This is a genomic window from Sorangium sp. KYC3313 (assembly GCF_052075895.1).
Lineage (GTDB): Bacteria > Myxococcota_A > Polyangia > Polyangiales > Polyangiaceae > Sorangium > Sorangium cellulosum_B.
Genome location: NZ_CP197255.1, coordinates 11,759,765 through 11,782,295, shown reverse-complemented (window position 1 = coordinate 11,782,295; position 22,531 = coordinate 11,759,765). Strand labels below are relative to the sequence as shown.

The 22,531-nt window shown below is 72.4% G+C and carries 14 protein-coding genes; 7 read left to right on the top strand and 7 right to left on the bottom strand.

What is annotated here, in order from left to right; translation table 11 throughout:
* Positions 1–219 precede the first annotated feature (219 nt).
* A complete protein-coding gene (gene astD / locus ACSRUE_RS44875) occupies positions 220–1,689 on the bottom strand; it encodes a succinylglutamate-semialdehyde dehydrogenase (RefSeq protein WP_441288924.1) in 1,470 nt (489 codons plus the stop codon).
* A gap of 546 nt (positions 1,690–2,235) precedes the next feature.
* Between astD and ACSRUE_RS44870 the strand changes: the two genes are divergently transcribed.
* The gene (locus tag ACSRUE_RS44870) at positions 2,236–3,786 is read left to right on the top strand and encodes a hypothetical protein (protein ID WP_441288923.1); all 1,551 of its coding nucleotides are present in this window, start codon (positions 2,236–2,238) and stop codon (positions 3,784–3,786) included.
* Between the two features lie 124 nt (positions 3,787–3,910).
* Positions 3,911–6,496, top strand: a complete 2,586-nt coding sequence (locus ACSRUE_RS44865; RefSeq protein WP_441288922.1) for an SUMF1/EgtB/PvdO family nonheme iron enzyme — start codon at positions 3,911–3,913, stop codon at positions 6,494–6,496.
* Positions 6,497–6,580: 84 nt separating this feature from the next.
* Here ACSRUE_RS44865 and ACSRUE_RS44860 read toward each other — a convergent pair whose 3' ends face one another.
* Together ACSRUE_RS44860 and ACSRUE_RS44855 are read right to left on the bottom strand one after the other, a co-directional pair.
* Positions 6,581–7,240 (bottom strand): hypothetical protein, encoded by a 660-nt coding sequence (locus ACSRUE_RS44860; RefSeq protein ID WP_441288921.1) that lies wholly within the window; start codon positions 7,238–7,240, stop codon positions 6,581–6,583.
* A gap of 116 nt (positions 7,241–7,356) precedes the next feature.
* Entirely contained in the window at positions 7,357–8,085 is a 729-nt protein-coding gene (locus ACSRUE_RS44855) for a hypothetical protein (protein WP_441288920.1), read from the bottom strand.
* A 598-nt stretch (positions 8,086–8,683) separates the two neighbouring features.
* On the opposite strand from ACSRUE_RS44855, the gene ACSRUE_RS44850 reads away from it, so the two are divergent.
* Positions 8,684–8,983: a hypothetical protein gene (locus tag ACSRUE_RS44850; RefSeq protein ID WP_441288919.1), complete on the top strand. Its 300-nt coding sequence runs from the start codon at positions 8,684–8,686 to the stop codon at positions 8,981–8,983.
* Positions 8,984–9,028: 45 nt separating this feature from the next.
* On the opposite strand, the gene ACSRUE_RS44845 is transcribed toward ACSRUE_RS44850, so the two are convergent.
* The 3 genes from ACSRUE_RS44845 to ACSRUE_RS44835 all read right to left on the bottom strand — a co-directional run bounded on the left by ACSRUE_RS44845 (position 9,029) and on the right by ACSRUE_RS44835 (position 14,971).
* Positions 9,029–9,280, bottom strand: coding sequence for a hypothetical protein (locus ACSRUE_RS44845; protein WP_437761620.1), 252 nt, complete (start codon positions 9,278–9,280; stop codon positions 9,029–9,031).
* A 217-nt stretch (positions 9,281–9,497) separates the two neighbouring features.
* Positions 9,498–10,961, bottom strand: coding sequence for a sigma 54-interacting transcriptional regulator (locus ACSRUE_RS44840; RefSeq protein WP_441288918.1), 1,464 nt, complete (start codon positions 10,959–10,961; stop codon positions 9,498–9,500).
* A gap of 38 nt (positions 10,962–10,999) precedes the next feature.
* The gene (locus ACSRUE_RS44835) at positions 11,000–14,971 is read right to left on the bottom strand and encodes a protein kinase domain-containing protein (protein ID WP_441288917.1); all 3,972 of its coding nucleotides are present in this window, start codon (positions 14,969–14,971) and stop codon (positions 11,000–11,002) included.
* 73 nt (positions 14,972–15,044) lie between these two features.
* On the opposite strand from ACSRUE_RS44835, the gene ACSRUE_RS44830 reads away from it, so the two are divergent.
* Positions 15,045–15,512 (top strand): hypothetical protein, encoded by a 468-nt coding sequence (locus tag ACSRUE_RS44830; protein ID WP_441293196.1) that lies wholly within the window; start codon positions 15,045–15,047, stop codon positions 15,510–15,512.
* 183 nt (positions 15,513–15,695) lie between these two features.
* Here ACSRUE_RS44830 and ACSRUE_RS44825 read toward each other — a convergent pair whose 3' ends face one another.
* A complete protein-coding gene (locus tag ACSRUE_RS44825; protein WP_441288916.1) occupies positions 15,696–19,160 on the bottom strand; it encodes a DNRLRE domain-containing protein in 3,465 nt (1,154 codons plus the stop codon).
* A gap of 531 nt (positions 19,161–19,691) precedes the next feature.
* On the opposite strand from ACSRUE_RS44825, the gene ACSRUE_RS44820 reads away from it, so the two are divergent.
* The 3 genes from ACSRUE_RS44820 to ACSRUE_RS44810 are packed head-to-tail and all read left to right on the top strand — an operon-like array spanning position 19,692 to position 22,476.
* The gene (locus ACSRUE_RS44820) at positions 19,692–21,185 is read left to right on the top strand and encodes a B12-binding domain-containing radical SAM protein (protein ID WP_441288915.1); all 1,494 of its coding nucleotides are present in this window, start codon (positions 19,692–19,694) and stop codon (positions 21,183–21,185) included.
* Between the two features lie 18 nt (positions 21,186–21,203).
* Entirely contained in the window at positions 21,204–22,040 is an 837-nt protein-coding gene (locus ACSRUE_RS44815; RefSeq protein ID WP_441288914.1) for an acyl-CoA desaturase, read from the top strand.
* A 10-nt stretch (positions 22,041–22,050) separates the two neighbouring features.
* Entirely contained in the window at positions 22,051–22,476 is a 426-nt protein-coding gene (locus ACSRUE_RS44810) for an STAS/SEC14 domain-containing protein (protein ID WP_437761613.1), read from the top strand.
* Positions 22,477–22,531 lie beyond the last annotated feature (55 nt).

Genomic DNA, 22,531 nt, shown 5'->3' with positions numbered 1-22,531 from the left:
TATGGATCCGCCGGGGAGAGGGGAGGGGGCGCGCGGGGGCGAGGGGGAAGGGCCCCGCGGATCCGAGCGCCGGCCCGCTCCGCAGCCAGTCCTCCCGGATCTTCCTCTCCCGCACAGCCGGCCATAGCCACCACAAGGCGCGAGTCCGCGGGAAGGGCCCCCCTCGCCCCCGCGCGCCCCCTCCCCTCTCCCCGGCGGCCGTTGCGCCTGGTCCTGGTTCTAGCTGTTGAGCCGCATCCCCGGCGCCAGCTGCCCAGGCAGCGCCACCGCCGCCGCCTCCAGCCCCGCGACCGGATACGCGCAGTAGTCCGCCGCGTAATACGCGCTTGGCCGGTGGTTCCCGCTGCTCCCGACCCCACCGAACGGCGCGGCGCTCGACGCCCCCGTGAGCGGTTTGTTCCAGTTGACGATCCCCGCCCGGGATTCCCGCCAGAACCGCTCATAGAGCTCCCTGCGATCCGAGATCAACCCGGCCGCGAGCCCATAACGCGTGCGGTTGGCCAGCGAGAGCGCCTCATCGAAGCTCCCATACCGCTGCACCTGCAGGAGCGGCCCGAAATGCTCCTCGTCCGGTAGCTCCTTGATCGCCGACACATCGAGGATGCCGGGCGAGAGCAGCGCGGTCCCCTCCTCGAGCCGGCGCATCTCCAGCAGCACCTCGCCGCCGAGCGAGACCAGCCGTGCCTGCGCCGCGAGCAGCCGATCCGCCGCCGCGAGCGAGATCACCGCGCCCATGAACGGCTGCTCTGCGTCGTCGTACCTGCCCACCTTGAGCCGGGACGCCGCGTCGACGAGGCGCGCCACCAGCGCGTCGCCCTCCGGCGTCGCCGGCACGAGCAGCCGCCGCGCGCATGTACACCGCTGGCCCGCCGAGATGAAGGACGACTGAAGGATATGGTGGTTCGCCGCCTCGGTGTTCGCGACGTCCTGGACGATGAGCGGGTTGTTGCCGCCCATCTCCAGGGCGAGGATCTTCTCCGGCTGGCCCGCCAGCTGCCGGTGCAGCGCGTTGCCCGTGCCGGAGCTGCCTGTAAAGAAGAGGCCGTCGATGCCCGGGTGACCGGCGAGCGCGGCGCCTGTGCGCCTCCCTCCCTGGACCAGGTTGAGCACCCCGGCCGGGATGCCCGCCTCCTGCCAGAGTCGCGCGGTCTCCTCCGCGACCCTCGGCGTGAGCTCCGAGGGCTTGAACACCACGCAATTGCCCGCGATCAGGGCCGGGACGATGTGGCCGTTCGGCAGGTGACCCGGGAAGTTGTAGGGCCCGAGCACAGCGACCACGCCGTGCGGCCGGTGGCGCACCACGGCCATCGCGTCGCCCGCCTCGGCCTGACGCTCGCCCGTCCGCTCGCGCCAGGCCATCAGCGACACGTCGATCTTGCCGATCATCGTCTGGACCTCGGTGAGCGCCTCCCAGCGCGGCTTGCCCGTCTCCAGCCCGATCACGTCCGCGAGCCGCGCCTTGTGCTCGCCCAGGAGGCCGGCGAACCGCTTCACCAGCGCCGCCCGCCCCTCCAGGCCGCGATCGCGCCACGCAGCGAACGCGCCGCGCGCCGCCGTCACGGCCGCGTCGACCTGCTCCTCGCCCGCGGCGCGCCCCTCGAAGACGACCGCCTGCGTCACGGGGTTCCGGCTCGCGAACGGCTCGCCCGCGCCGATCACCCAGCTGCCGTCGATGAAATGGGTCGACATGGTCACCTCTCTGTCGCGGAGCTCCCCCCGCGGAACGCCACACGGGCTCAACAGGCCGTCCACCCAGTATGGTTTGCGTCCACCTCGCTCCGCCAGTGTGCATCGTACCAGAGGCCGGCGCCCCCCAGGGCCCGCACGCCCCCGGACGGAACATCGCGCCGGCGACCGCCCAGGAAAGATGGGGCCGCTCGTCGCGCTCGCCAGGGCTTCGCCGCGTCCGGAGCGGCCACCACATCATGTGTTCCGGGGCGACCGAGCCCCAACCAGAGGGGGCCGCTCGGTCAGTTGCTCTCTTGGTGAGAATCCAGGAGCCGAGATCTCAATGCGCTTCGTGCTCGATCGTTCCGAGTTCGCTCGTGGCGGGCGCGCGACAGTCACGGGGATGCACCGTGGCGAACAGGTGTGCTGAGCGTGATTGCGCGCCGGAACACGCTCCGGGCGCACTGCAGCAGGGCGCTCTCGACGCCCGGTGACACCAAGTCTTGACGGTCCTGTGGCTGGCGTGGAGACGTGCTCATGTCAGTTTTCCCGCCGATGCACCACACGGTGGCTATCTCAGACATCCATCTATGTGAGCTCGAGCCGACCGACGGTCTCTGGATGCGCTATCGGCAGGCGCCGTACTCCCCGGACGGGGAGATCGCGGCGATGCTCGACGCGCTCCGGGGAGAGGTCCGGAAGGGGGCGGGCGGCTCCGGGGGGCTCGGCGCGGAGCGCGACGCGCTGACGCTGGTCCTGAACGGCGACATCTTCGACCTGGATGCGCCTCGGGTGATCGGCAACGAGAGCGTGGTCCACGACCTGCCGCGCACCGCCGAGCACGCCGTGCCGGCGATGGAGGCCATCCTGCGCGATCACCCGGTGTTCGTCGCGGCCGTCGGCCGGATCGTCGCGGACGGGCACACCGCGGTCTTCGTGGCGGGTAACCACGACATCCAGCTCACGCTGCCCGAGGTGCGCGAGGCGGTGCAGCGGAGCGTCGTGGACGCGGCCATGCACGAGCTCGCGATCCGGGACGGCGGCCCTCCGGCGGGATCGACCGAGGAGCTCCGCGCGGCGCTCGCGGCGCGGGTGGCCTTCCGCGCCTGGTTCCACCGCACGCACGACGGCGTCATCGTCGAGCACGGCAATCAGTACGACTCGTACTGCTGTTATCGCTACCCGATGGCGCCGTTCGGCCGGAATCCGGGGGAGATCCAGCCGACGATGGGCTCGCTGGTGAGCCGCCTGCTCGTGTCGCGCATGGGGTACTTCAACCCGCACGTCGACTCGTCGTTCATGCTCTCCGGCTTCGGTTATCTCTCTCACTGGACGCGGTACTACCTGTTCTCTGGCCGCTCCCTCGTGTTCGCCTTCGGCGTGGGCGCGCTGCGCACGATGATCGAGCTCGTGCGCCGGCGCGACCCGAGCCGCCGGGCGCTCCGGCGTGCGGACCTCGCCGCGGCCGCCCGCGAGACGGGCGCGCCTTTCCCCGCCGTGGTCAAGCACGCGCGGCTGTTCGCGCGGCCGGCCGAGGACTGCCTCGGCCGCGTGGCGCGCGAGCTCTGGCTGGATCGCCTCGGGCTCGCGGCGCTCGGGATCCTCGCGGCGCTCGCGTGCCTGTGCTGGATGCCGGGGGGGCTCGCGGCGGCGGCGTTGCTCGCGCCGACGCTCCTCGTCGCGTACGAGTGCGCCGTGCCGAAGCCGACGCTCGACGCGGTCTGGCAGGGCGTGAACCGGGCGGCGCGGTCCGTGGCCAGGGCGCACGGCGCCAAGGCCGTGATCTTCGGGCACACCCACAACCCGGAGGGGAGCTGGGAAGGCGGGGTGTTCTTCGGGAACACCGGCTCCTGGTCCGCGGCGTTCGAGGACATCGCGTGCACGCAGCCCGTCTTCGAGGCGCGCCCGCTCGTCTGGTTGCGGTCCGAGGACGACGCGGGTCCCGAGGCGCCCCTGTCGGGCGGCCTCGTGATGTGGAAGGACGAGCGGTTCCAGCCCTGGAGAGCCGACGCGAGGCCGTCCGTGCCGAGGAAGGCCGAGGTGGCCAAGCGCCCGCGCCCGGCGCTGCGTCCGCGCCCCGCGCTCCGGCCCCAGGCGACGGCCGCGCTGCGCAGCTAGGCTGCCGGCGCTCATCGGGTCGTACAGCGCCTGTCGGGTTGAGCCGAGCGCGCCCCGACGATAGAGTCGGCGCGGACCTCGGCCCTGGGGAGCTCCCCGGCGCGATCCGCGGAGTGGACGACGCATGAGCCTCAGCGAGCGCGAGCGGATGGCGCTGACGCAGCCCGCAGGCGGCGCGCCCGCCTCGACCGCGTCGGGAAGCGCGCCGCCGGCCGGCGCGGCGTCGGACGTCACGTTCAGGCTGCGCGAGACCCCGGGCGCCACGGCCCCCGAGCCGCCGCCCATCTCCGTCACGGCCCCCGAGCGCCTGTCCGCGGAGGAGCGCTACGAGGACCTCGGCTGCATCGGGCGCGGGGGCATGGGCGAGGTGCGCCGCGTGCGCGATCGCATCCTGGGGCGCGTGCTCGCGATGAAGATCCAGTCGTCCGAGACGCGCGACGCGACGCCCGATCGCGCCCGCTTCCTCGCCGAGGCGCGCCTGACCGCGGCGCTCCAGCACCCGGGGATCGTGCCGGTGCACGAGTGCGGCGAGCTCGCCGACGGGCGGCTGTGGTTCACGATGAAGGAGGTCCGCGGGCGCACGTTCGGCGAGGTGATCGCCGAGGCGTACGCGGCCGGCGGCGGGAGCCTCTCGCCCGTCGCGCTGCGGCGGGCGGTCGACACGTTCCTCCGCGTCTGCGAGGCCGTGGCGTACGCGCACAGCCGCGGCGTGATGCACCGCGACCTCAAGCCCGCCAACGTGATGATCGGCGAGTTCGGCGAGGTCCTGGTGATGGACTGGGGCCTCGCGCGGCCCTCCGCGCCGCTGCGCGCCTCGCCCGGGGCCGCGGGCGCGGCGGACGTGATCGAGGCGGCTCCGCTCACGCAGCCCGGCGAGGTGCTGGGCACGCTGCTCTACATGGCCCCGGAGCAGGCGCGAGGCGAGGGCGATCGCCTCGGCGCGGCGAGCGACGTCTACGCGCTCGGCGTCGTTCTCTACGAGATCCTCGCCGGGCGCCACCCTTACGGCGGCCAGCCCGCGGCGGTCTGGGGCGCGCTCCTCACGGGCGCGCTCAGGCCGGTCGACGCGAGCGCCCCCCACGAGGTGCCCGCGGAGCTCGCGGCGATCTGCGCCCGCGCGATGGCGCTCGCCCCGGAGGCTCGCACCCCGGACGCGGGCGCGCTCGCCGAAGATCTCCGGAGCTGGCTCGACGGCGCGCGGCGGCGCGAGCGCGCGCTCGCGATCGTGGACCATGCCCGCGCGATCCGGCCGGAGATCGAGGCGACGCGGGCGCGCGCCCGGGCGCTGCGCGACGAGGCGCGGGCGATCCTCGACGGCCTGAGCTCGTTCGATCCGGCCGAGCAGAAGGCGCGCGGGTGGCGGCTCGAGGACGAGGCGGAGCGCCTGGAGCGGGAGGCGTCGCTCGGCCAGGTCGAGTGGATGCAGGTCCTCCGCTCGGCGCTGAACGAGGCGCCGGATCTCCGCGAGGCGCACGAGGCGCTGGCCGACCACTACGCCGAGGAGCTCGTCCAGGCCGAGGAGGCGCGGGATCCGCGGGGCGCGGCGCGCGCCGAGGCGCTCCTCCGGCAGCACGACCGCGGGCGCCACGCGGTGCTGCTCGCCGGCGACGGGGCGCTCACGCTGGCGACCGCGCCGGCGGGGGCGCAGGTCTCCCTCCACCGCTACGTCGAGCGCGACCGGAGGCTCGTGCCCGAGCTCGCGCGCGAGCTCGGCCCGACGCCCCTGCTCGATGTGGCGCTCCCGCGCGGCAGCTACCTCCTCACGCTGCGCGCGCCGGGGTACCACGACGCGTGGTATCCCGTGCTCATCGAGCGCGGGCGGCGCTGGGACGGCGTCCGGCCAGGCGGGGAGGGGGCCCACCCGGTGCGCCTGCTTCGCCTCGGCGAGCTCGGCGAGGACGATCTCTACGTGCCGGCCGGCTGGTTCCTCGCCGGGGGCGATCCGGACGCGGGGGACAGCCTCCCGCGGACGCGGCTCTGGTGCGACGGCTTCATCGTCCGGAGGCACCCGGTCACGAACGCCGAGTACCTCGCCTTCCTCAACGCGCTCGTCGCGAGCGGGCGGGAAGCCGAGGCCCTCGAGTGCTGCCCGCGCCTCTCGCTCGGCCGCGCCGCCTCGGGATCGAGCCCGGACTCGCTCCGGTTCGAGCGGGGAGACGACGGCCGCTTCCGGCTCGGGTGCATCCAGACCGATGTCCAGGAGGAGCCGAGGATGCCCGTCGCGTTCGTCCACTGGCGGGCGGCGATGCGTTATGCCGCGTGGTACGCCGCCGGGACGGGCGCGCCGTGGCGCCTCCTGAACGAGCTCGAATGGGAGAAGGCGGCGCGGGGCGTCGACGGCCGGTGCATGCCCTGGGGTGATTTCCTGGAGCCGACCTGGGGTTGCATGCTGGGCAGCCACGAGGGCGTCGCCGGCCGGCGGCCCGTCGACGACTTCCCGCAGGACGAGAGCCCTTATGGCCTGCGCGGCGCGGCGGGCAACGTGCGCGACTGGTGCATCAACGCGTGGAAGCGCGAGGGGGCCCGGACCGAAGCGGGGATCGTGCTGCTCGATCCGGCCGACGACGGCGACGCGGATTTCCGCGCGGCGCGGGGCGGCGCGTGGTCGACGTCGCCGAACCTCTGCCGGGCGGCGGGGCGCTTCGCGGGCAAGCCCGGGGATCGCTTCGGGGGGATCGGGTTCCGGCTGGCGCGCCCGGCGCCGGGGTGAGCGGCTCCGCCGCCCAGCGCTTTAGGCCTGCCCGGGCGCGCCTGGGGCGGCGCCCCTGGGCGAGGCGTCAGGCGCGCTGGCCGCTCACGCGGGCCTCATCACGCCATGGTAGTAGTACCAGGTGTGCTGAGGGGCGATGTCGTGCGGGTCGCTCGAAGGCGTATCCCCCGCGAACACCTGCTTGAACTTCAGCTTGCTCGGGCGGTTCTGGAAGATGAGGCCGTCCTGGGGCGGCTCATCCATCTTGTACCAGATCGCGTTGCGCAGCTCGCCGGCGCTGCCGAGCTCCACGAGGAGGCCGATCCGGCGCCCGATAGGCTCGTCCGGATCGACGGCCCAGTAGAGCGCGCTGGCCGGAGAGGCCGGCTGGTAGGTGCCCTGAGTCCACTGCTGCTCCGACGCCTCCTGGCTCGTCGAGAGGACGCTGCCCCCGGCGAGCCACTCCCGGAACTCCTCGGCGTACTTCGACGTCCCCCGGTCGCTCGTGAACCCGGACGAGACCAGGGTGATCGCCGTCGACTTGAAGGGGGCGAGCCTCGACCAGTACTCGGTCTTCGCGGTGTACCCGCCTGGGGGCGTCAAGCCCGCCACGGCCACTTGGAGGAGCGAGTCCCCGGTGATCGTCTCGAAGAAGCGGAGCTTCGAGTCGATGGGAATCTGCGTTTTGTACGGCGGATCCGTCCCTTTGGGCAAGATGTCTCCCCTCGTGACACCCAGCTCGCCCGTGCTCAATCCAATGCTCATGGCTTGATGAACTCCTCGTCTCGTGTGTGGAACCTTGGAATGTTGGCCGACTTGTCCGGCGCGAGCGCGACCTCCGGCGGGGCGGACCTCGCCGGGCGCGCGCTCGCGCCGGGGGTTCACAGGAGACCCACGGTGATGGGCTGGAAGAAGACCTGGACGCCGGTCCTGGTCCCCGCCTCGTTGCCCTTCGTGTCGCCGACATAGTCGAGCAGCGAGACCAGGCTGCCCGTCGAGAACGAGAAGAGGTCGTGGGCGTGGTTCGTGTCGAGGTACTCGTGCTCGAAGTACGTGGGGCTGAGGATCTCGGCGATGTCGCTGGGCGCGGTGTAGAGGTGGAACCAGCCGGTCCCCTCGGCGCGCGTCCAGTCGCTCTTCGTCTCGATGGCGTCGATATGGACGGACGCCCAGACCTCGTTGCCATTGAAGACGTGGAGCTCCACTTCCAGAGAGGTGCGCGGCCCGTGCCCGCCGAAGTCGGCGTCGCCGCCGACGCGCGGCGGGACGTAGAACGGCGTCTCCGAATGAAACGTCACCGCCGAGGAGAGGGCGATCGCGTCGCTGTCCGTCACTTCTGCGGCGTCGTCGACGCCCGCGCCGGGCGCCGCCAGATAACGATGGTCCTGAACGGGACGGCGCTTGATGGCCCACCAGGGCTCCTTGGAGGGAATGGCCTTGTCACATTTCTCCGGAGGACATTCGAACCGCGCTGAGCTCAGCGTCGCCTGGTCTGAGTGCGCGACCATGTCCTCGGGGACGAGGTCTTCCGCGGATGACTCTCCATCGGACGACGCCGCGCAACCAGCGAGCAACGAGACGGACAACGCGGCGAACAATGCACGCATCATGATAGAGCTCCCTTCGGGGGTTGCCTGCGCGCTCTCCTGCCGAGATAGCGGCGCTGCGCGCGGCGATTGGCCTTTTAGCAGGCGTCATGCCACCGCGAGGACACGGGGATCCGCGCAGGATCCGAGGAGCCCTCGCGTTCCGGCGCCGCAGGTCGGGTCACCCTCGCTCGACTTGAGCAAGACCTGCGCGAGCGGCGCTTGCGCGAGCGTCGCGCGGGCGCGCACGCGACGACAGCCCCGGAGCACCGACCGCCCCCGTCCCTGGATGGGGCGTTCTCGCTGAAAATATTCAATTTTGCTGTAATGTTCGACGTGCTGGAATGGCGCTCGGCGGGTGAGCTCTGCATTGCCGGGGCGAGACGAGGTGTGATACAGGTAGCCCATGAAGGTTGGGGGAACTCATCTCATCACAGTTGCTGCGCTTCTCGCCTGTGGGTGCGCTTCCTCTTCGCCGCCTTCGCCTTCGACGCCGGAGAGTCGGGGGGGTGGTGCCTCAGGGGTGGCCGTCGCTGAGCCCGCGGCCCCGGCTGGCGGAGCCGCCGCGGCGAGCCCTGCCGGTCCCCGAAGCCGTCGCTATCCTGTAGAAGAGCTGCGCAGGGTGGCTCGCGTCGCGTCCGCGCGCTGCAAGAAGGCAAATGCGCCCTCGGACTCGACGTGCCTCCTCACCGAGGCCACACCATTCCTCAAATATCGGCCCGAGGACCCGGATTGCCGTTACGTGTCGGGGACCGCGCTGTCCGTCGCCGAGTGCTCCGATTTCGAGGAGGGCTGCCAGACCGTCGACGCGAAGGATCTCGACCACCAGATCGCGGCCCTGCAGAACGCCGGCAAGGACTGCAATCGCGAGCCGACCGACCTCGAGCGGGCAGAGCTTCTGAAGCTCCTCGGCGCGAAGTGAGGCGCTGTCCAGCAGAGCGCTAGGGGCGCGCCGCCTCGCGCTCGATCAGGGGTCGGAGCCGCACTCGAGGCAACGCGTCAGGATATCGCACCAGTTGGGGGTGCTCTGGGGATCCTGACAATACCTGTCGGCCCTCTCGCACGTGCCGGCCCCGGGGCATACGACGAGCTCCTGAGAGCTCTCCACGATCGTCTCCTGATCCGGCTCGACCTCGGCATCCTCTGTCGATGTCGCGACGCATGCGGCGGTGAACGACGCGAAGAGGGAGACGGTGAGCGCGAGAAGAAGGTTCTTCATGGCAATATCCTTTCGTTCTTGACGCCGGGACATCGAGCCCGGCTCTCGTCGGCCCACACAGCAGCGCGCGTGCCACCGGAACCACAGGCAATCGCGCGGGATATCCGAGGTCAGTCGGGCCCTCTTGGCGCCACTTGAGCGAAGCTCGCTCAATTCGCGTGGTCGCCGCCCAACCGGCCTGGACGTCGGAGCGCTCTGGCCGACAACAGCCGCCGCGTCAGCGCGTGGCCTTGCCCTTGCGCGGCCGCGGGATGCCGTAGGCGCTCAGCCGGGCCACGAAGGTGCGGCGGGGCATGCCGAGGAGCGCCGCTGCCTGCGTCTGGTTCCCGGCGCACTGCTCCAGCGCGTCGACGATCCGCCGCCGCTCGATCGCGTCGAGCTCGCTCCGTAAGCCGCCCGCGACGTCGGCCGTAGGGAGAGCGACGGCCGGCAGAGCGACCTCGGCAGGCGCCGCCGCGGGGCGCGTCTCGGCAGGCGCCGCCGCGGGGCGCGTCTCGGAGGGCGGTAGCGCCGCGGCGGCGTCGAGCAGGAGGTGCTCCGGGAGCAGCGTGTCCCCGCCGGAGAGCACGACCGCGCGCTCGATGACGTTGCGCAGCTCGCGGATGTTGCCGGGCCAGCGGTGCGCCTCCAGCGCGGCGAGCGTCTCGGGGGCGAACGCCGGCGCCGGGCGCCCGACGGCGCTCGCGGTCCGGTCGGCGATCGCGCGCGCGAGCGGCGCGATCTCGGCGATGCGCGCCCGGAGCGGCGGGATCGTCAGCGCGATGCCGTTCAGCCGGAAGAACAGATCCTCCCGGAAAGCGCCCCGCTTCACCTCGGCGGCCAGATCGCGGTTCGTCGCCGAGAGGAAGCGCACGTCGATGGGCCGCGGGCTCAGCCCCCCGACGCGCATCACCTTCCGCTCCTCGAGCACGCGCAGGAGCTTCACCTGGATGCTGGGCGGCAGCTCGCCCACCTCGTCGAGCAGCACCGTGCCCTTCTCGGCCGTCTCCAGGAGGCCCGGCTTCGCCTGGACCGCGCTCGTGAACGCGCCCCGCTCGTGGCCGAACAGCTCGCTCTCGAGGAGCGTCTCCGAGAGCGCTGCGCAGTTGAGCCGCACGAAGGGCCCCTGCGCGCGCGGCGAGCGCCGGTGGATGTGCTCGGCCAGCACCTCCTTGCCGGCGCCCGTCTCGCCGAGCAGGAGCACGGTGATCGGCGCGCCGGCCACGCGCTCGGCCAGCGCGTAGAGCCGCTCCATGACCGGGTCGAGCACGATGGGCTGGCCCTGCCCCTGGCCCGGCGCCGCGCTCGCGGCGCCCTCGCGCGGCAGGATCACGATCAGCGTCGAGCCGAGGTTCACCGCGTCTCCGACCGAGAGCTCCATCGTCTTGCCCTGCTCGGGCTGGAGCTCGAGGAGCTTGGTCGTCGGCCCGGCGCTGCGCTCGCGGCGGAGGCGGGTCCCGTTCGCGCTCCCGAGATCCTCGATCGCGATGGGCGGGCCGAGGTGGATGATCGCGTGCCGGCGCGAGACGGAGCTGTCGTCGATCGGGACGTCGTTCTCCGGCGACCGGCCGAGCGACACCCGGCCCTCGGCAGGCAGCGGGTGCCGCGTCACGCGGCCCCCGGCGAACACCGCGAGCTCCAGGGCGCCCTGTACATCGTTCCGGGTGGACTTCGCGGCGGCCACGGTTCTCTCCCTGTTCACTCCGCCTGGTTCTACCTCGTCGCGCCGCCCCCGTCTGCTCACGTCTCGAGCCACGCGCGCGCGAGCGCCAGCGTGCGTACGTGCGCGTCGATGTCCTCCAGAAAACTCCGCCGGTAGGCGGGATCCGCGATCTTGTCGGCGCGGGCGAGCAGCTCGGCGCGCGCCTCGCGGAGGACCTCACGGGCCGCCTCGACCTCGCCGCTCTCGTGGAGCGCTTCGGCCAGCAGCGCGGGGACCACCTCCTGCCGGAGCACGAAGAGACACGCGGTCGACCGCTCCAGGGCGAACGCCTCGCGGGCCAGCGCGGCGGCCTCCGCCGCCCGCCCCTGCCGGAGCCGGATCTCGGCGAGCAGCGAGAGGCGCACGGACTGAAAGCAGGGCACCAGCCTGGCGGCATCCCCGACGGCGCGCACCTCCTCCTCCGCCCCGGCGAGATCCCCTCGCACCAGGCGGCATTCCGAGAGGAGCAGGCGCGCCTGCGTCGTGTAAGAGAACCCGCTGGAGGCCGAGGCTCTGCGGAGCATCGTGCCGGCCTGCTCCTGCGCTTCCGTGACCCGCCGCTGCTCCAGCAGCCCCATGATCCGGAACGAGAGCGCCGTCAGCGCGAGGTAGGCCGGCGCGTGCTCCACCGCGAGCAACGCGTCGAAGGCCTGCTCGGCGAGCTCGAAAGCGCCGAGGCTCAGCTCGTTCTGGGCCGCATACAGCCGCACCATCATGACGTGGAAGCGATCGCCGAGGGCCTCGATGTGCTCCTGCGCGGTGCGGCACCGCTGGAGCGCTTCCCATGCATCTCGCTCGGCGTGGGCGCACCACCACGCCCGCACCATGTCGATCGCGGCCCAGGCGATGTGATCATCCCCCGCGATCGGCGCGGCGTCCTGCTCGATCCTGTGCAGGTAGCGCCGGGCCAGGTCGGGCATCCCCTCCCAGAGCACGGCGTGGAAGGTGATGGGGGTCCAGGTGACCAGCACCCGCCGGGGATCGACGGGGAGATCCGCGGGGGGCGCGCGCTGGAGCAGGTCGCGGGCGGCCTGCCGGTCACCCGCGTAGACCGCGCCGAGGAGCGCGATCGCCAGGGCGTTCCCGTGGTGCTCGCTGCCTGGCGACAAGCTCGCCAGCGCAGCGAGCGCGTGCGCGAAGGACTGCGCCAGGTCGTCGAGGTGGAACAGCAGCTCCGACAGCAGGATATGGAGCTCGGCCAGCACCTCCCCCGCGGGCTCGCAGGCGATACCCCGCCGGGCGCGCGCGAGCACCGCCGGCACATCGGCCGCGAGCCGCGCCTTAACGGCCGCCTGCAGGTAGAACTCCGCCGCCCGCGCCGTCTCCCCGCCGCGCTCGAAATGCTCGGCCAGCACCATCGGATCCTGCTCGCCCGCCTGGCGGAGCCATTCCCCCGCGAGCCTGTGCCCGAGGCGCCTGTCGCGATCGGTGAGCATCGCATAGGCGCCCTCCCGCACGAGCGCGTGACGGAACGCGATCGTCTCCTGGCCCGCGAAGCACGGCGTCGGGCGGCGCTCGAGGATCTCGCGCTCGAAGAGCTCGGCCCAGGCCTCCTCCTCCCGCGCGCCGGGCGTCGGGGCGCCCGAGAGCGCACGCACGCCCTCGGTCCAGCACACCTCGCCGAAGACGCTCGCGGCCCGGAGCAGCCGCCGCTCCTCCGATCCCAGCGTCGCGAGCCGCGCCTCCACCATCCCGAGCACGGTCTCCGGCAACGCGCCGGCCCGCCCCTCGGCGACCGCCCGGATCAGCTCCTCGAGGTAGAACGCGTTCCCGTCGGCCTGCGCCACGATGGCGGCGACGGTCTGCGCCTCGATCGCCTCGCCGAGCGCGCTCTGGACGAGGTGCTCGGCGGCCCGGGCGGGCAGCGGGCGCAGCTGGATCTCCGAGCGCCCCCGCTCCATCCAGAGCCGGGGGAAGAGGTCGTGGACCTCGGGCCGCGCGAAGGCGATGACCACGAACGGCCGATCGCAGAGCTCGCGCAGCGCCCGATCGAAGATCCGCACCGAAGGCGCGTCCCCCCAGTGCAGATCCTCCAGCACCACCAGCATGGGCTGCGCGTCCGTCACCGCGCGGGCGTGATCGATGTACGCCTGCTCGACGCGCTCCGCCATGAGCGCCGGGCTCTGACGCGCCGCTCGCAGGAGCGGCCGGTCATCGTCCGGGAACGGCGCGCCGATCAGCTCTCCGAGGAACGCCGCCACCCGTGAGCGATCGGCCTCGGCGAGGAGGCGGCACGCGGCTCGCTCGAGCTTCTCGCGGCCCGCCGGGGCGGCCTCGCCCGCCGCGATCCCGAGCGCGTTGCGCAGCGCCCCGGCCAGCATCGCGAACGCCGAGCCCGCGCCGATGGAGTCGCCGCGGCTCACGCCGAGGTCCAGCGCGGGGTAGCGCCGCTTCAGCAGCTCCAGGAGCTCGTGGCGCAGGCGCGACTTGCCCATCCCCGCCGCCGCCGTCACCAGCGCCACCGCGGCCTGCCGATCCTCGAAGCTCCCCTCGACGGTCTGGAGGAGGCCGCGCAGCTCGCGGTCGCGGCCCACGTAGGGGCTCGGCCTGCCGAGCAGCTTGCGCGCCGCCTCGCCGACCTCGCGCTCCGCCAGCAGCCAGAGCGCTCCCCCTTGCTCCAGCACGTCGAAGCGCATGTCGAGCAACGCCATCGTGATCGCGTCGATCTGGACGCCCTCGTGGCGCTCCTCGCGCCCGTCCGCGCGGCCGGCCCGCGAGGGCGCCTCGAACAGCGAGGCCGCCCGCTCCAGCACCTCGCCGAGCGGTATGCGCCCCGTGTCCTCGGCCCGGCCCGTCACCAGCGCGACGTTCCACGCGCCCGTCGGCAGGGTCGCGTGGATCCGCAGCGCGCAGCGGGCCGCGAGCGAGGCCACGTCGGTCGCGCTGCCCGCGCCGGTCACCGTCGCCACCACCGTCCCGTCGCAGAGCTGCTCCACCCGCGCGCCCAGCGGGGCCGCGACGCACCGCACCTGCGCGAGCGCGTCGAGGGACACCGCGCTGAGCGGCACGGTCTCCTGCAAGGGGCTCGGCCGCTCGCGGACCGGCTGGATCGCCACGATCGAGATCAGCCGCTTCTCGTCCCCGGTGATCGGCGCGACGCTCCGATCCGCCGGGGTCGCGCCGCCGCTCGCGTCCCTGATCCCGTCGAGGAGCTGCGCCACGGCGGCGCCCTCGCCCGGCCGCGCGGCCGGCTCCTTGGCCAGCATCCGCGCCACCAGGTGATCGAGCTCCGCGGGCATCTCGGGCCGCAGCTCCCGCAGGCGCGGCGGCTCCTCCATCAGCAGCTTGGCGAGCAGCGCCATCACGTGCTGCCCGTGGAACGCCGGCAGCCCGGTCAGGCACTCGAACAGCACGCAGCCGAGCGAGAAGACGTCGGCGCGCGCGTCGAGCCGCGCGTGGTCCCCCCGCGCCTGCTCCGGCGCCATGTACCCGGGCGTGCCGAGCACGTTGCCCGTCTGCGTCAGCCGCGTCGCCGCCGCGTGCAGGCGCGCGATCCCGAAATCGAGCACCTTCACGCGCTCGATCGAGCCATCCACGAGGAACAGGTTGCTCGGCTTGACGTCGCGGTGGACGATCCCGCGCGCGTGCGCCGTCCCGAGCGCTCCGGCCGCGGCGCGCACGACGGCGAGCGCCTCCTCGAGGCGTAGCGCTCCGCGCAGAAGGCGCTCCGAGAGCGTCTCCCCCGCGAGCCACTCCATCACGAGGTACGGCTGGCCCGACGGCGTCGTCCCGTGGGTCACGTAGCGCACGATGTGCGGGTGCTCGAGGCCCGAGAGCACGTGCGCCTCGTGGACGAAGCGCGCCGCCGAGTGCGCGTCGGCCTCGCGCAGCAGCTTGAGCGCCACGGTCGCGCCGCTCGCCCGGTCGCGGGCCCGGTAGACCGTCCCCATCCCTCCGGCGCCGGCCAGCGCGTTCACCTCGAAGCGGCCGTCGATCACGCTGTCCGGGAGCATCGAGGAGGAGCTTGCCTCCTCGCTCGCCGCCGCCGCAAGGGCGGCGACCCGATCCACGTCGGGCCAGCGAGCCTCCGGTCCGGGGCGGCTCGATTGCGGGTGATGAGGCCGATATGGTACGTCTCGCGTGATGATGACTGGGGGGTCCTTGCTCGTCCTCGCCGGCGCGTGCGCGCTCCTCGCGAGCGCGTGCTCCGGAGCGCCGCAGCCCGCCGCGGGCCCGCGGACCGCCGGCGCCGCGAGCGCCGAGCCCGCCCGCCCCCGGGTCCCCATGTATCCGGCGGCCGAGCTGGACCGGATGGCGCGCATCGCCGCCTCCCGCTGCAAGAAGGCGAACACGCCGTCGGACGCGGCGTGTCTCCTCACGAACGCCTCCACCTTCCTGAGGTACCCACCCGGGGATCCCGATTGCCGCTATGTCGCGGGGACCGCGCTCTCGGTCGCCGAGTGCTCCGAGTTCGAGGAAGGATGCCTGAGCGTGGATCCCCAGGATCTCGTCCGGCAGCTCGATGTCCTGCAGAGCGCCGGGAAGGACTGCCAGCGCGAGCCGACCGACGCCGAGCGCGCCGAGGTGCTGCGGCGCGCCGGCGCGAAGTGATGCGCTGGCCCGAGGCGAGGGCGCCAGCCTGAAGCGCTCTGATTCAGCGTGGGAATGTCCCGCGCGCGCCGCCTTCGCTGGATCGCCCGGCTGCGATCCGCGGGACCCGGCCGTGGACGCGCGCGTCGCGCCGACGGTGGGCGCGTAGGCGTCGATCGCGGCACGCGCTGTCGATCCGGCGGGCTACTCGGCCGCGTGATAGCAGACGTCGAGCTTGGGCCTGCGCGCGATGTCGGGATACTCGCTCGCGCGGAAGTCGGTCCTGTTGTTCGCGTCGACCAGCGCGACGCCGTGGTTCGGCTGCGCGCCATCGACCCAGCCCTGCACGAGGGACGTCAGATCGGCGGTGATGAACGCGTCGGTCTGCGCCAGCGTGGTGAGGGAGGCCTCGACCGCCGGGCTGGTTCCGCTGAACCCGCCGCCATGGAGCGTCGATTCCTCCCAGGCGCCGTTCACGCGGTGCACCGTCACGACGCTGCCCGCGGGCTTCCAGGCATAGGACAGCGATAGCGTCGCCGAGGTCACGCTGGAGCCCTCCGGGATGAACGACAGATCGTAGGCGAGGACCGCCGTCGCCGGCTGGACCGCGCTCGCGCTGGTGATGAGGTAGGGATACGCGCCGTACGCCCAGCCCGTCGTGGGGCCCTCGACGAAGGTGTCCTGCACGGCGCCGAACGCGCCGCGACGAACGCTGACGCACTCGAGGTCGCAGGCGTTGCCGAGGCCGTCGCCGTCCGAGTCGCCTTGAGCGGCGTTGGGCTCGGCCGGGCAGTTGTCGCTCGCGTCGGGGACGCCGTCGCCATCCATGTCCGGCGCGGGCGTGACGCGGAAGCGCGCGACGCCGGGGTCGTGGTCGCTGGCCTGGTCGGCGAACTCCGCATTGACATGGACGACGTCGAAGCCCACGAGCTTCGGCCCGGCCAGGTTGGCGCTGACCAGCACGTGGTCGAGCGACTGGCCATTGCCGTCGAACACGTACGTGTAGCGCTCCTCCGGCGGGAGCGTCTCGATGAGCGTCGTCAGCCCGGCGTCCTTGAGGATCCCGAGCGGCGCCGAGAACTGGAAGTCGTTCAGGTCGCCCAGGACCACGACGTTGGCGGAAGGATCGCTGTCGAGGATCTGCCGCACGAAGCCGGCCACCACGGTGGCCTGCTGTCGCCGCTGGGCCTCGCTCGAGAGGGTCGGGGGCTGGAAGCGCCCGTAGAGCGGCTCGTCGCCGCCCTTGGAGTTCCAGTGGTTGGCCACCACGAACAGCGGCTGGCCGTTCCAGCGGAACTCGCCTGCCAGCGGCTTGCGGCTGCTGGCGAAGGCCGGATTGCCCGGGTCGATGCGGCCGGGGCTGTAGCGCAGCGACACGCCGCCCGCGCCGCCGATCACCTCGTTCGGCGTCAGGGCGCCGGCGCCCGGGCGATCGACGAACTCGAGCCCGCGGTCGGTCCGGAACAGGAAGCCCACGCGGATGTTGCCGCCGGGCTCCCCGCCGTCCGTGCCGTCGGTCGGATCGATGCTGCGGAATTGATAGGTGCTGGGCCCGCCCGGCACGGCCGCGATCGCGGCGATGAGCCGCGCGAACGTGGTCGAGGCGTCCACCACTCCATTGTTGGTCGGGCCGCTGTTGTCCTGGACCTCTTCGAGCGCGACGAGGTCGGGGCTGCCGAGGTTCTCGACGAGGATCCGCGCGAGGCGATCGAACTTGTCCTGCGGGTCGCCCGGATCGAGGTTCTCGACGTTGAACGCGGCCACGTCGAGGTCGTCGGCGGTCCGCGGTCCGAGCGACGTGACCTCGCGCGAGAGCGTCGAGGTCGCCGCGGGGAGCGCCTCGTCGACCGGCAGGAGCTTGTAGTTGGCGAAGTTGTAGTCGACCGTGCCCACGATGGGCCCGGCGAACGTGGCGCCGACGTCCAGCGCGGGCGCCGAGGCGCGCAGCGGGACCTGGAGCAGGATCCGCTCCGGGTTGAAGTCGCCGGGGCTGATGACGACGGCCCCGCGCGCGCTGCGCAGGCCGGCCGCGTCGCCCGTGGCCGCGTCGCGGTCGCCCGGGACCAGCGCGATCTCCGCGGTCCCGGAACTCGGGAACTCGCGGGTGGGGCCCACGACGGCCGGGGCGTTGACGCTCACCCGCATGCCCTCGAGGCTCTCCCAGAAATCGATGCCGTCGGCCTCGGGGTCGAAGCCGTTCGCGGCCTCGACGCTGCCGCCGGCGTCGTCCTCGATGATCTGCGTCGGGGGGCGGCGCGCGCCGGGCGCGAAGCCGATCGAGACAGGGGCCGGCAGCGCATGGCCGCTCGAGAGGACGGCGATCTGCGGGCGGGCGAGCTCGGTGACCGTCAGGTTGTGGTACGCGCTGCCGCGGGAGGGCGTGCACGGGTCCGCGCAGCCGGCGCGGTACTCCGTGACCTCGCCGGTGAGCTCGACAAGGTCGCCGACCCTCACCGACGGCGCGGCGCCGGTGAAGACGAGCAGCCCCTCGGAGGTGGCCGGATCGCCGTCCGGCGCCGGCGACTCCACGGTGAAGCCGTTGCTGCGCAGGGTCGCCACGAGGCCTGTCGTCTTCACGACCGCGCCCGAATGGGGCGACAGGTGCGCGCGCCCCTGGATGTCGTGGATCGCGAGCGCCTGCGCCGCCTGCGCCGTGGTGAACGAGACCGACACGTCGGCGGGCAGGGGGTCGATCGTCCCGTTGCTCCCCGGGTCCTGCTCCTGCACGCCGCTCGCCCGCACGACGAGGAGGCACGCGGCGCTCGGGGGGAGCGGCTCGGCCGGCGTGAGCGTGAAGGCGAGGGGGCCGCCGCTGACCGCGATCGGGCGCGCGCCGCCCTCGCAGGAGAGCTCGAAGGCCTCCGCGACGGCCACCGCCTCGCTGAACGTCACGCTCAGGCGCGCGGTCGGGTCGGCGCCCGTCGCGCCGTCTCTGGGCGCCGTCGAGGTCACCACCGGCGGGGTGTCGCCGCCGCATTCGAGCGCGGCGGTCGAGGTGTTGCGGGGGGTAGGGGTCCCGGTCGAGAGGTCGTCGATGTTGCTGCCCGTGTCCTGGCAGCCAGCGCCCTGCCGGAGCGACGCCGTCGCGTTGGCGGTCGCCGGCGCCGGCGCGGCGCCCTCGAAGTAGCTCGCCCCGCCGAAGCCGACCAGATCCTCGATCAGCGCTTCCTGGGCCGCCGAGCAGGGCGCGGTGCCGCCGTTGCAGCCGAGGCCCGTGGCCTGCCGGACGAGGACGACCTTGCCGGCCGTGCCGCTCATGTTGATGGGGGTCGCATCGACGAGGTCGGCCGCGGGGAGCGGCGCGCCGCTGCCCGAGCCCCCGGCCTCCTGCACGAGGAAGTACTGGCCGGGCTGCAGGGTGATCGCGGGCAGCTCCGTGAGCTGCGCCGTCGTGGCCCCGAGGGCGCCCGTGCCGCTGGCGCTCGCGTACTGGATGGACCACCCCGCGAGCGACACCGGGCTGTTCGACCGATTGAACAGCTCGACGAAGTCGTGCGTGTAGACGGCCCCCGCGTTGCCCCCGCCGCCGTACACCTGGCTGATGACCACGCGCCCGCTCGGGAGGGAGGCGGCGAGCTCGGCGGTCCCGAGATCGCCGGGCTGCTCGGCGGTCCCGAGCTCACCGGGCTCCGGCGAGCCGCCGCAGCCCCAGACGGTCGCGAGCGCCATGGCCGCCGTCCATCGAACGCGGTCACGCCGAAGAAGAGAATACCCCGCGCGCGAGAGGGCGCGCGGGAACAAGGATGACTTTAGCACGATGACACCTGTTGGCCTTCGATGACGATTGCAAGGAATGGCCGAAGCAGACAGCAGCGGCCCCTTTCACGCTACGCCGGAACGCGCATTGTGAATGTCACGTCTCCATGAAATCGCAACTGGCCAGTCCGGCCGACCCCCGGAGCCCGGGATGCTGCGCGAGGAGATGTTTCGATTCGAGGATAAGTTTGTCGGGGAATCGCAACAGAGACGACACGTCATCGTGCGGTTCGCCGTCGCGTTCGCCGAGGTTGGGACGGCGGCGGTGGCGCCGTCGACCCGGCCGAGTGGCTCCTGTGTCCTCGTGTCGCGTGGAGTGCTCCCAGAGCTGACCCCTGCCCACCCCATGGCGCATTCGTTGTGCTCCAGCGCGCCCCCTCGTCTGTCTCCGTCCTGCTTGCCGCGAGGGTGTGATACGTCCTGAGCTGAACAGGAGTGTCCTCAATGCGCATCGCGATCATCTCGACCTATACGCACCCGAGCCGTCTGCTCCGCAAGGAGCGCTCGATCATGCAATCGTCCGTGCCCGAGCTGCTCGCGGCCCTGTGCCCGCCCGACGCCGAGATCGAGCTCTACAACGAGAAGGAAACGGACATCCCGCTCGATCGCCACTGGGACCTGGTGTTCTTCTCGTACCTGCACGCCTATTACGAGCACACCAAGGTCCTCTCCACGCTGTTCCGGCGGCAAGGCATGACCACCGTGGCCGGCGGGCGGCACGCGAGCCATTTCCGCGCGGACGCGCTGCAGTACTTCGACGCCGTGGTCGCGGAGGACCCGGAGGCCAACCTCCCGGCCCTCATCGCCGACTTCCAGCGGGGCGAGCTCCAGCCCGTCTATGCGCTCCCGCCGGTGCCCCCGGAGCAGATCCCCACCTACCGCTATGACCTTGTCGATTACCGGAACAACCTCGTCCGGCTGCCGGGCATCGAGGCGTCGCGCGGCTGCCCGTTCTCCTGCAACTTCTGCGTCTTGACCGGGCACGAACAGTATCGCTATCGCCCCATCGACCACGTGATCCGGGACATCCGCGACCGGATGATCTTCAACCAGCGCATTCCCGGGGTGACCAACAACGTGTTCAGCTTCCTCGACAACAACCTGGGGGGCTCGCCCCGCTACCTGCGCGAGCTCTGCGAGGCGCTGATGCCCCTCAAGAAGATCTGGGGCTGCGCGCTCACGTTCAACGTGCTGCGCGACCCGGAGCTCGTCCGCCTCATGGGGCGGGCAGGGTGCCGCTACGTCTACACCGGGCTCGAGTCGCTGAACCCCGAGTCGATCAGCTCGATGAACAAGGGCCAGAACAAGCTGAGCGAGGTCCGGGAGGTCATCCAGCGGGCCTTCGCGAGCGGGATCGTCCTCTCCTTCGGGCTCCTGGTGGGCGCGGACGGGGACACCAACGACTACCTCGAGCGGGTGCCCGAGTACCTCCACGACCTCGGCGATCACTGCCCGACCTTCCTGGGGATCGTCTGCCCGTACCCGGAGACGCCCTTCTTCGCGCAGGTGGCGGCCGAGGGCCGGCTCCTTCCCGGGGTGATCAGCCGGGACCTCGATGGATACACCCTCTGCCACCGCCCGCCACGGCTGCACCCCTCGGAGGTGATCGACCATTTCCAGCGCCTGAGCCGCGCGCTGGGGAGCCTCCACAACGTGGGCCGCCACGTGTGGAATCGGCTGATGACGAGCGATCTGCCCCGTTACAAGGCGTGCGTCGTCATGTCGGCGCCCGAGGTGATGAGCCTGCGCGCGCCGCTCGCCAACGGATCACGCAGCTATATCGCGGGGCGCGATCCGATCGAGGCCTGGGACACGGAGAAGATGCGGGAGCTCGGCCTCGAGCCGCAGCGCATCGAGGCGTCGTCCTGCAGAGCCGATCCGCGCGGCCTCGCGCGGATCCGGCCCCGCCGGGCGGGCCGCTCCAGCGCGGCCGCGTGAGGCCACGGGAGATCCACCATGAAGGGCCGCACACGCCTCGTCGCGATCGCCTACTTCGCCCTGGTGCACGCCGCCGCCGTCCTCGGGCTGTTCCTGCCGATCCGGGCGAGCTTCATCGCCCTCGCCGCGGCGCTGTACGCGTCGCTCCAGCTCTCCACCGTGGTCGGCCTGCACCGGCTGCTCTCGCACCGCGCGTTCCGCTGCCCGAAATGGGTCGAATACGCGCTCGTGTCGGTGGCGATGATCAGCGGCCAGGGCAGCCCCATCGCGTGGGTGGCGACCCACCGGCGGCACCACGCCCACACCGATCGCGAAGGCGACGTCCACTCGCCGCGCCGCGGCCTCTGGTACGCCCATCTCGGGTGGATCCTCGACGATGCCTCCACCGATCCACGCGATCCGGAGAAATACTGCCGCGATCTGGTCGGCGATCCCTACTACCGGTGGCTGCTCCGCTGGCGCTTCGCCCCGCAGATCGCGGCGTTGCTGCTCGCGGGGCTCGCCCTCGGCTGGGCCGCGGTGCCCTTCGTGTTCTTCGTGCCGTTCGTGTGCTGGATGCACGCGACCTACCTGGTGAACTCCGTCTGCCACGCGGCCCGCTTCGGCAGCCGCGCGTTCGATACCCGCGACGGGAGCCGCAACGTGGGCTGGGTGGCGGTCCTGACCTTCGGCGAGGGCTGGCACAACAACCACCACGCCTTCCCGCGCGCCGCCCGGCAAGCGATGGCGCCCGGGCAGCACGACCTCGCCTTCCTGTTCATCCGCGCGCTCGCGGCGGTCGGGCTCGCTTCGGACATCCAGCCGAGCCCGGCGGGCCGTGAGAGTACGCACCCCGCCGCGCCGTCGGGGCGCTAGCATGGTCGGCATGAGCGATCTCGGCCTCAACGACGCGAGCCCCGACGTTCGTGACGAGCCCGACGGCATCCTGCGGGTGGCGATCCACGGCGAGGTCACGGAAGACCGAGCGCGCGCTGTCCTCGGCGCGGTCCGGCGCGTGGCGGAGAGCGGCTGCGACGTCCTGGTGCTCGCCGACACGCGCCACACGGGCCCCCTCTCGGCGGCGGCGCGCAAGGTGGTGACGGAAGAAGTGCGGGCAGCGCGCATCGATGCTGTCGCGATCATCGGAGCGAGCTATTCCCTGCGCGTCGTCATGACCCTCCTCGCGAAGGGCGTGCAGATGCTCACGGGACGGCACTACCCGCAGCAGTTCTTCGACACGGAGGGCGAGGCGCGCGCATGGCTGCTCGCTCGGCGAGACGCGTTGCGGGCCGTGCGGCGCCCGGGTACCTGAGTGACCGCGCGTGCCCGTTCGGTGACGGTGCCGTGGCAGATCGCGTGATGCTGTC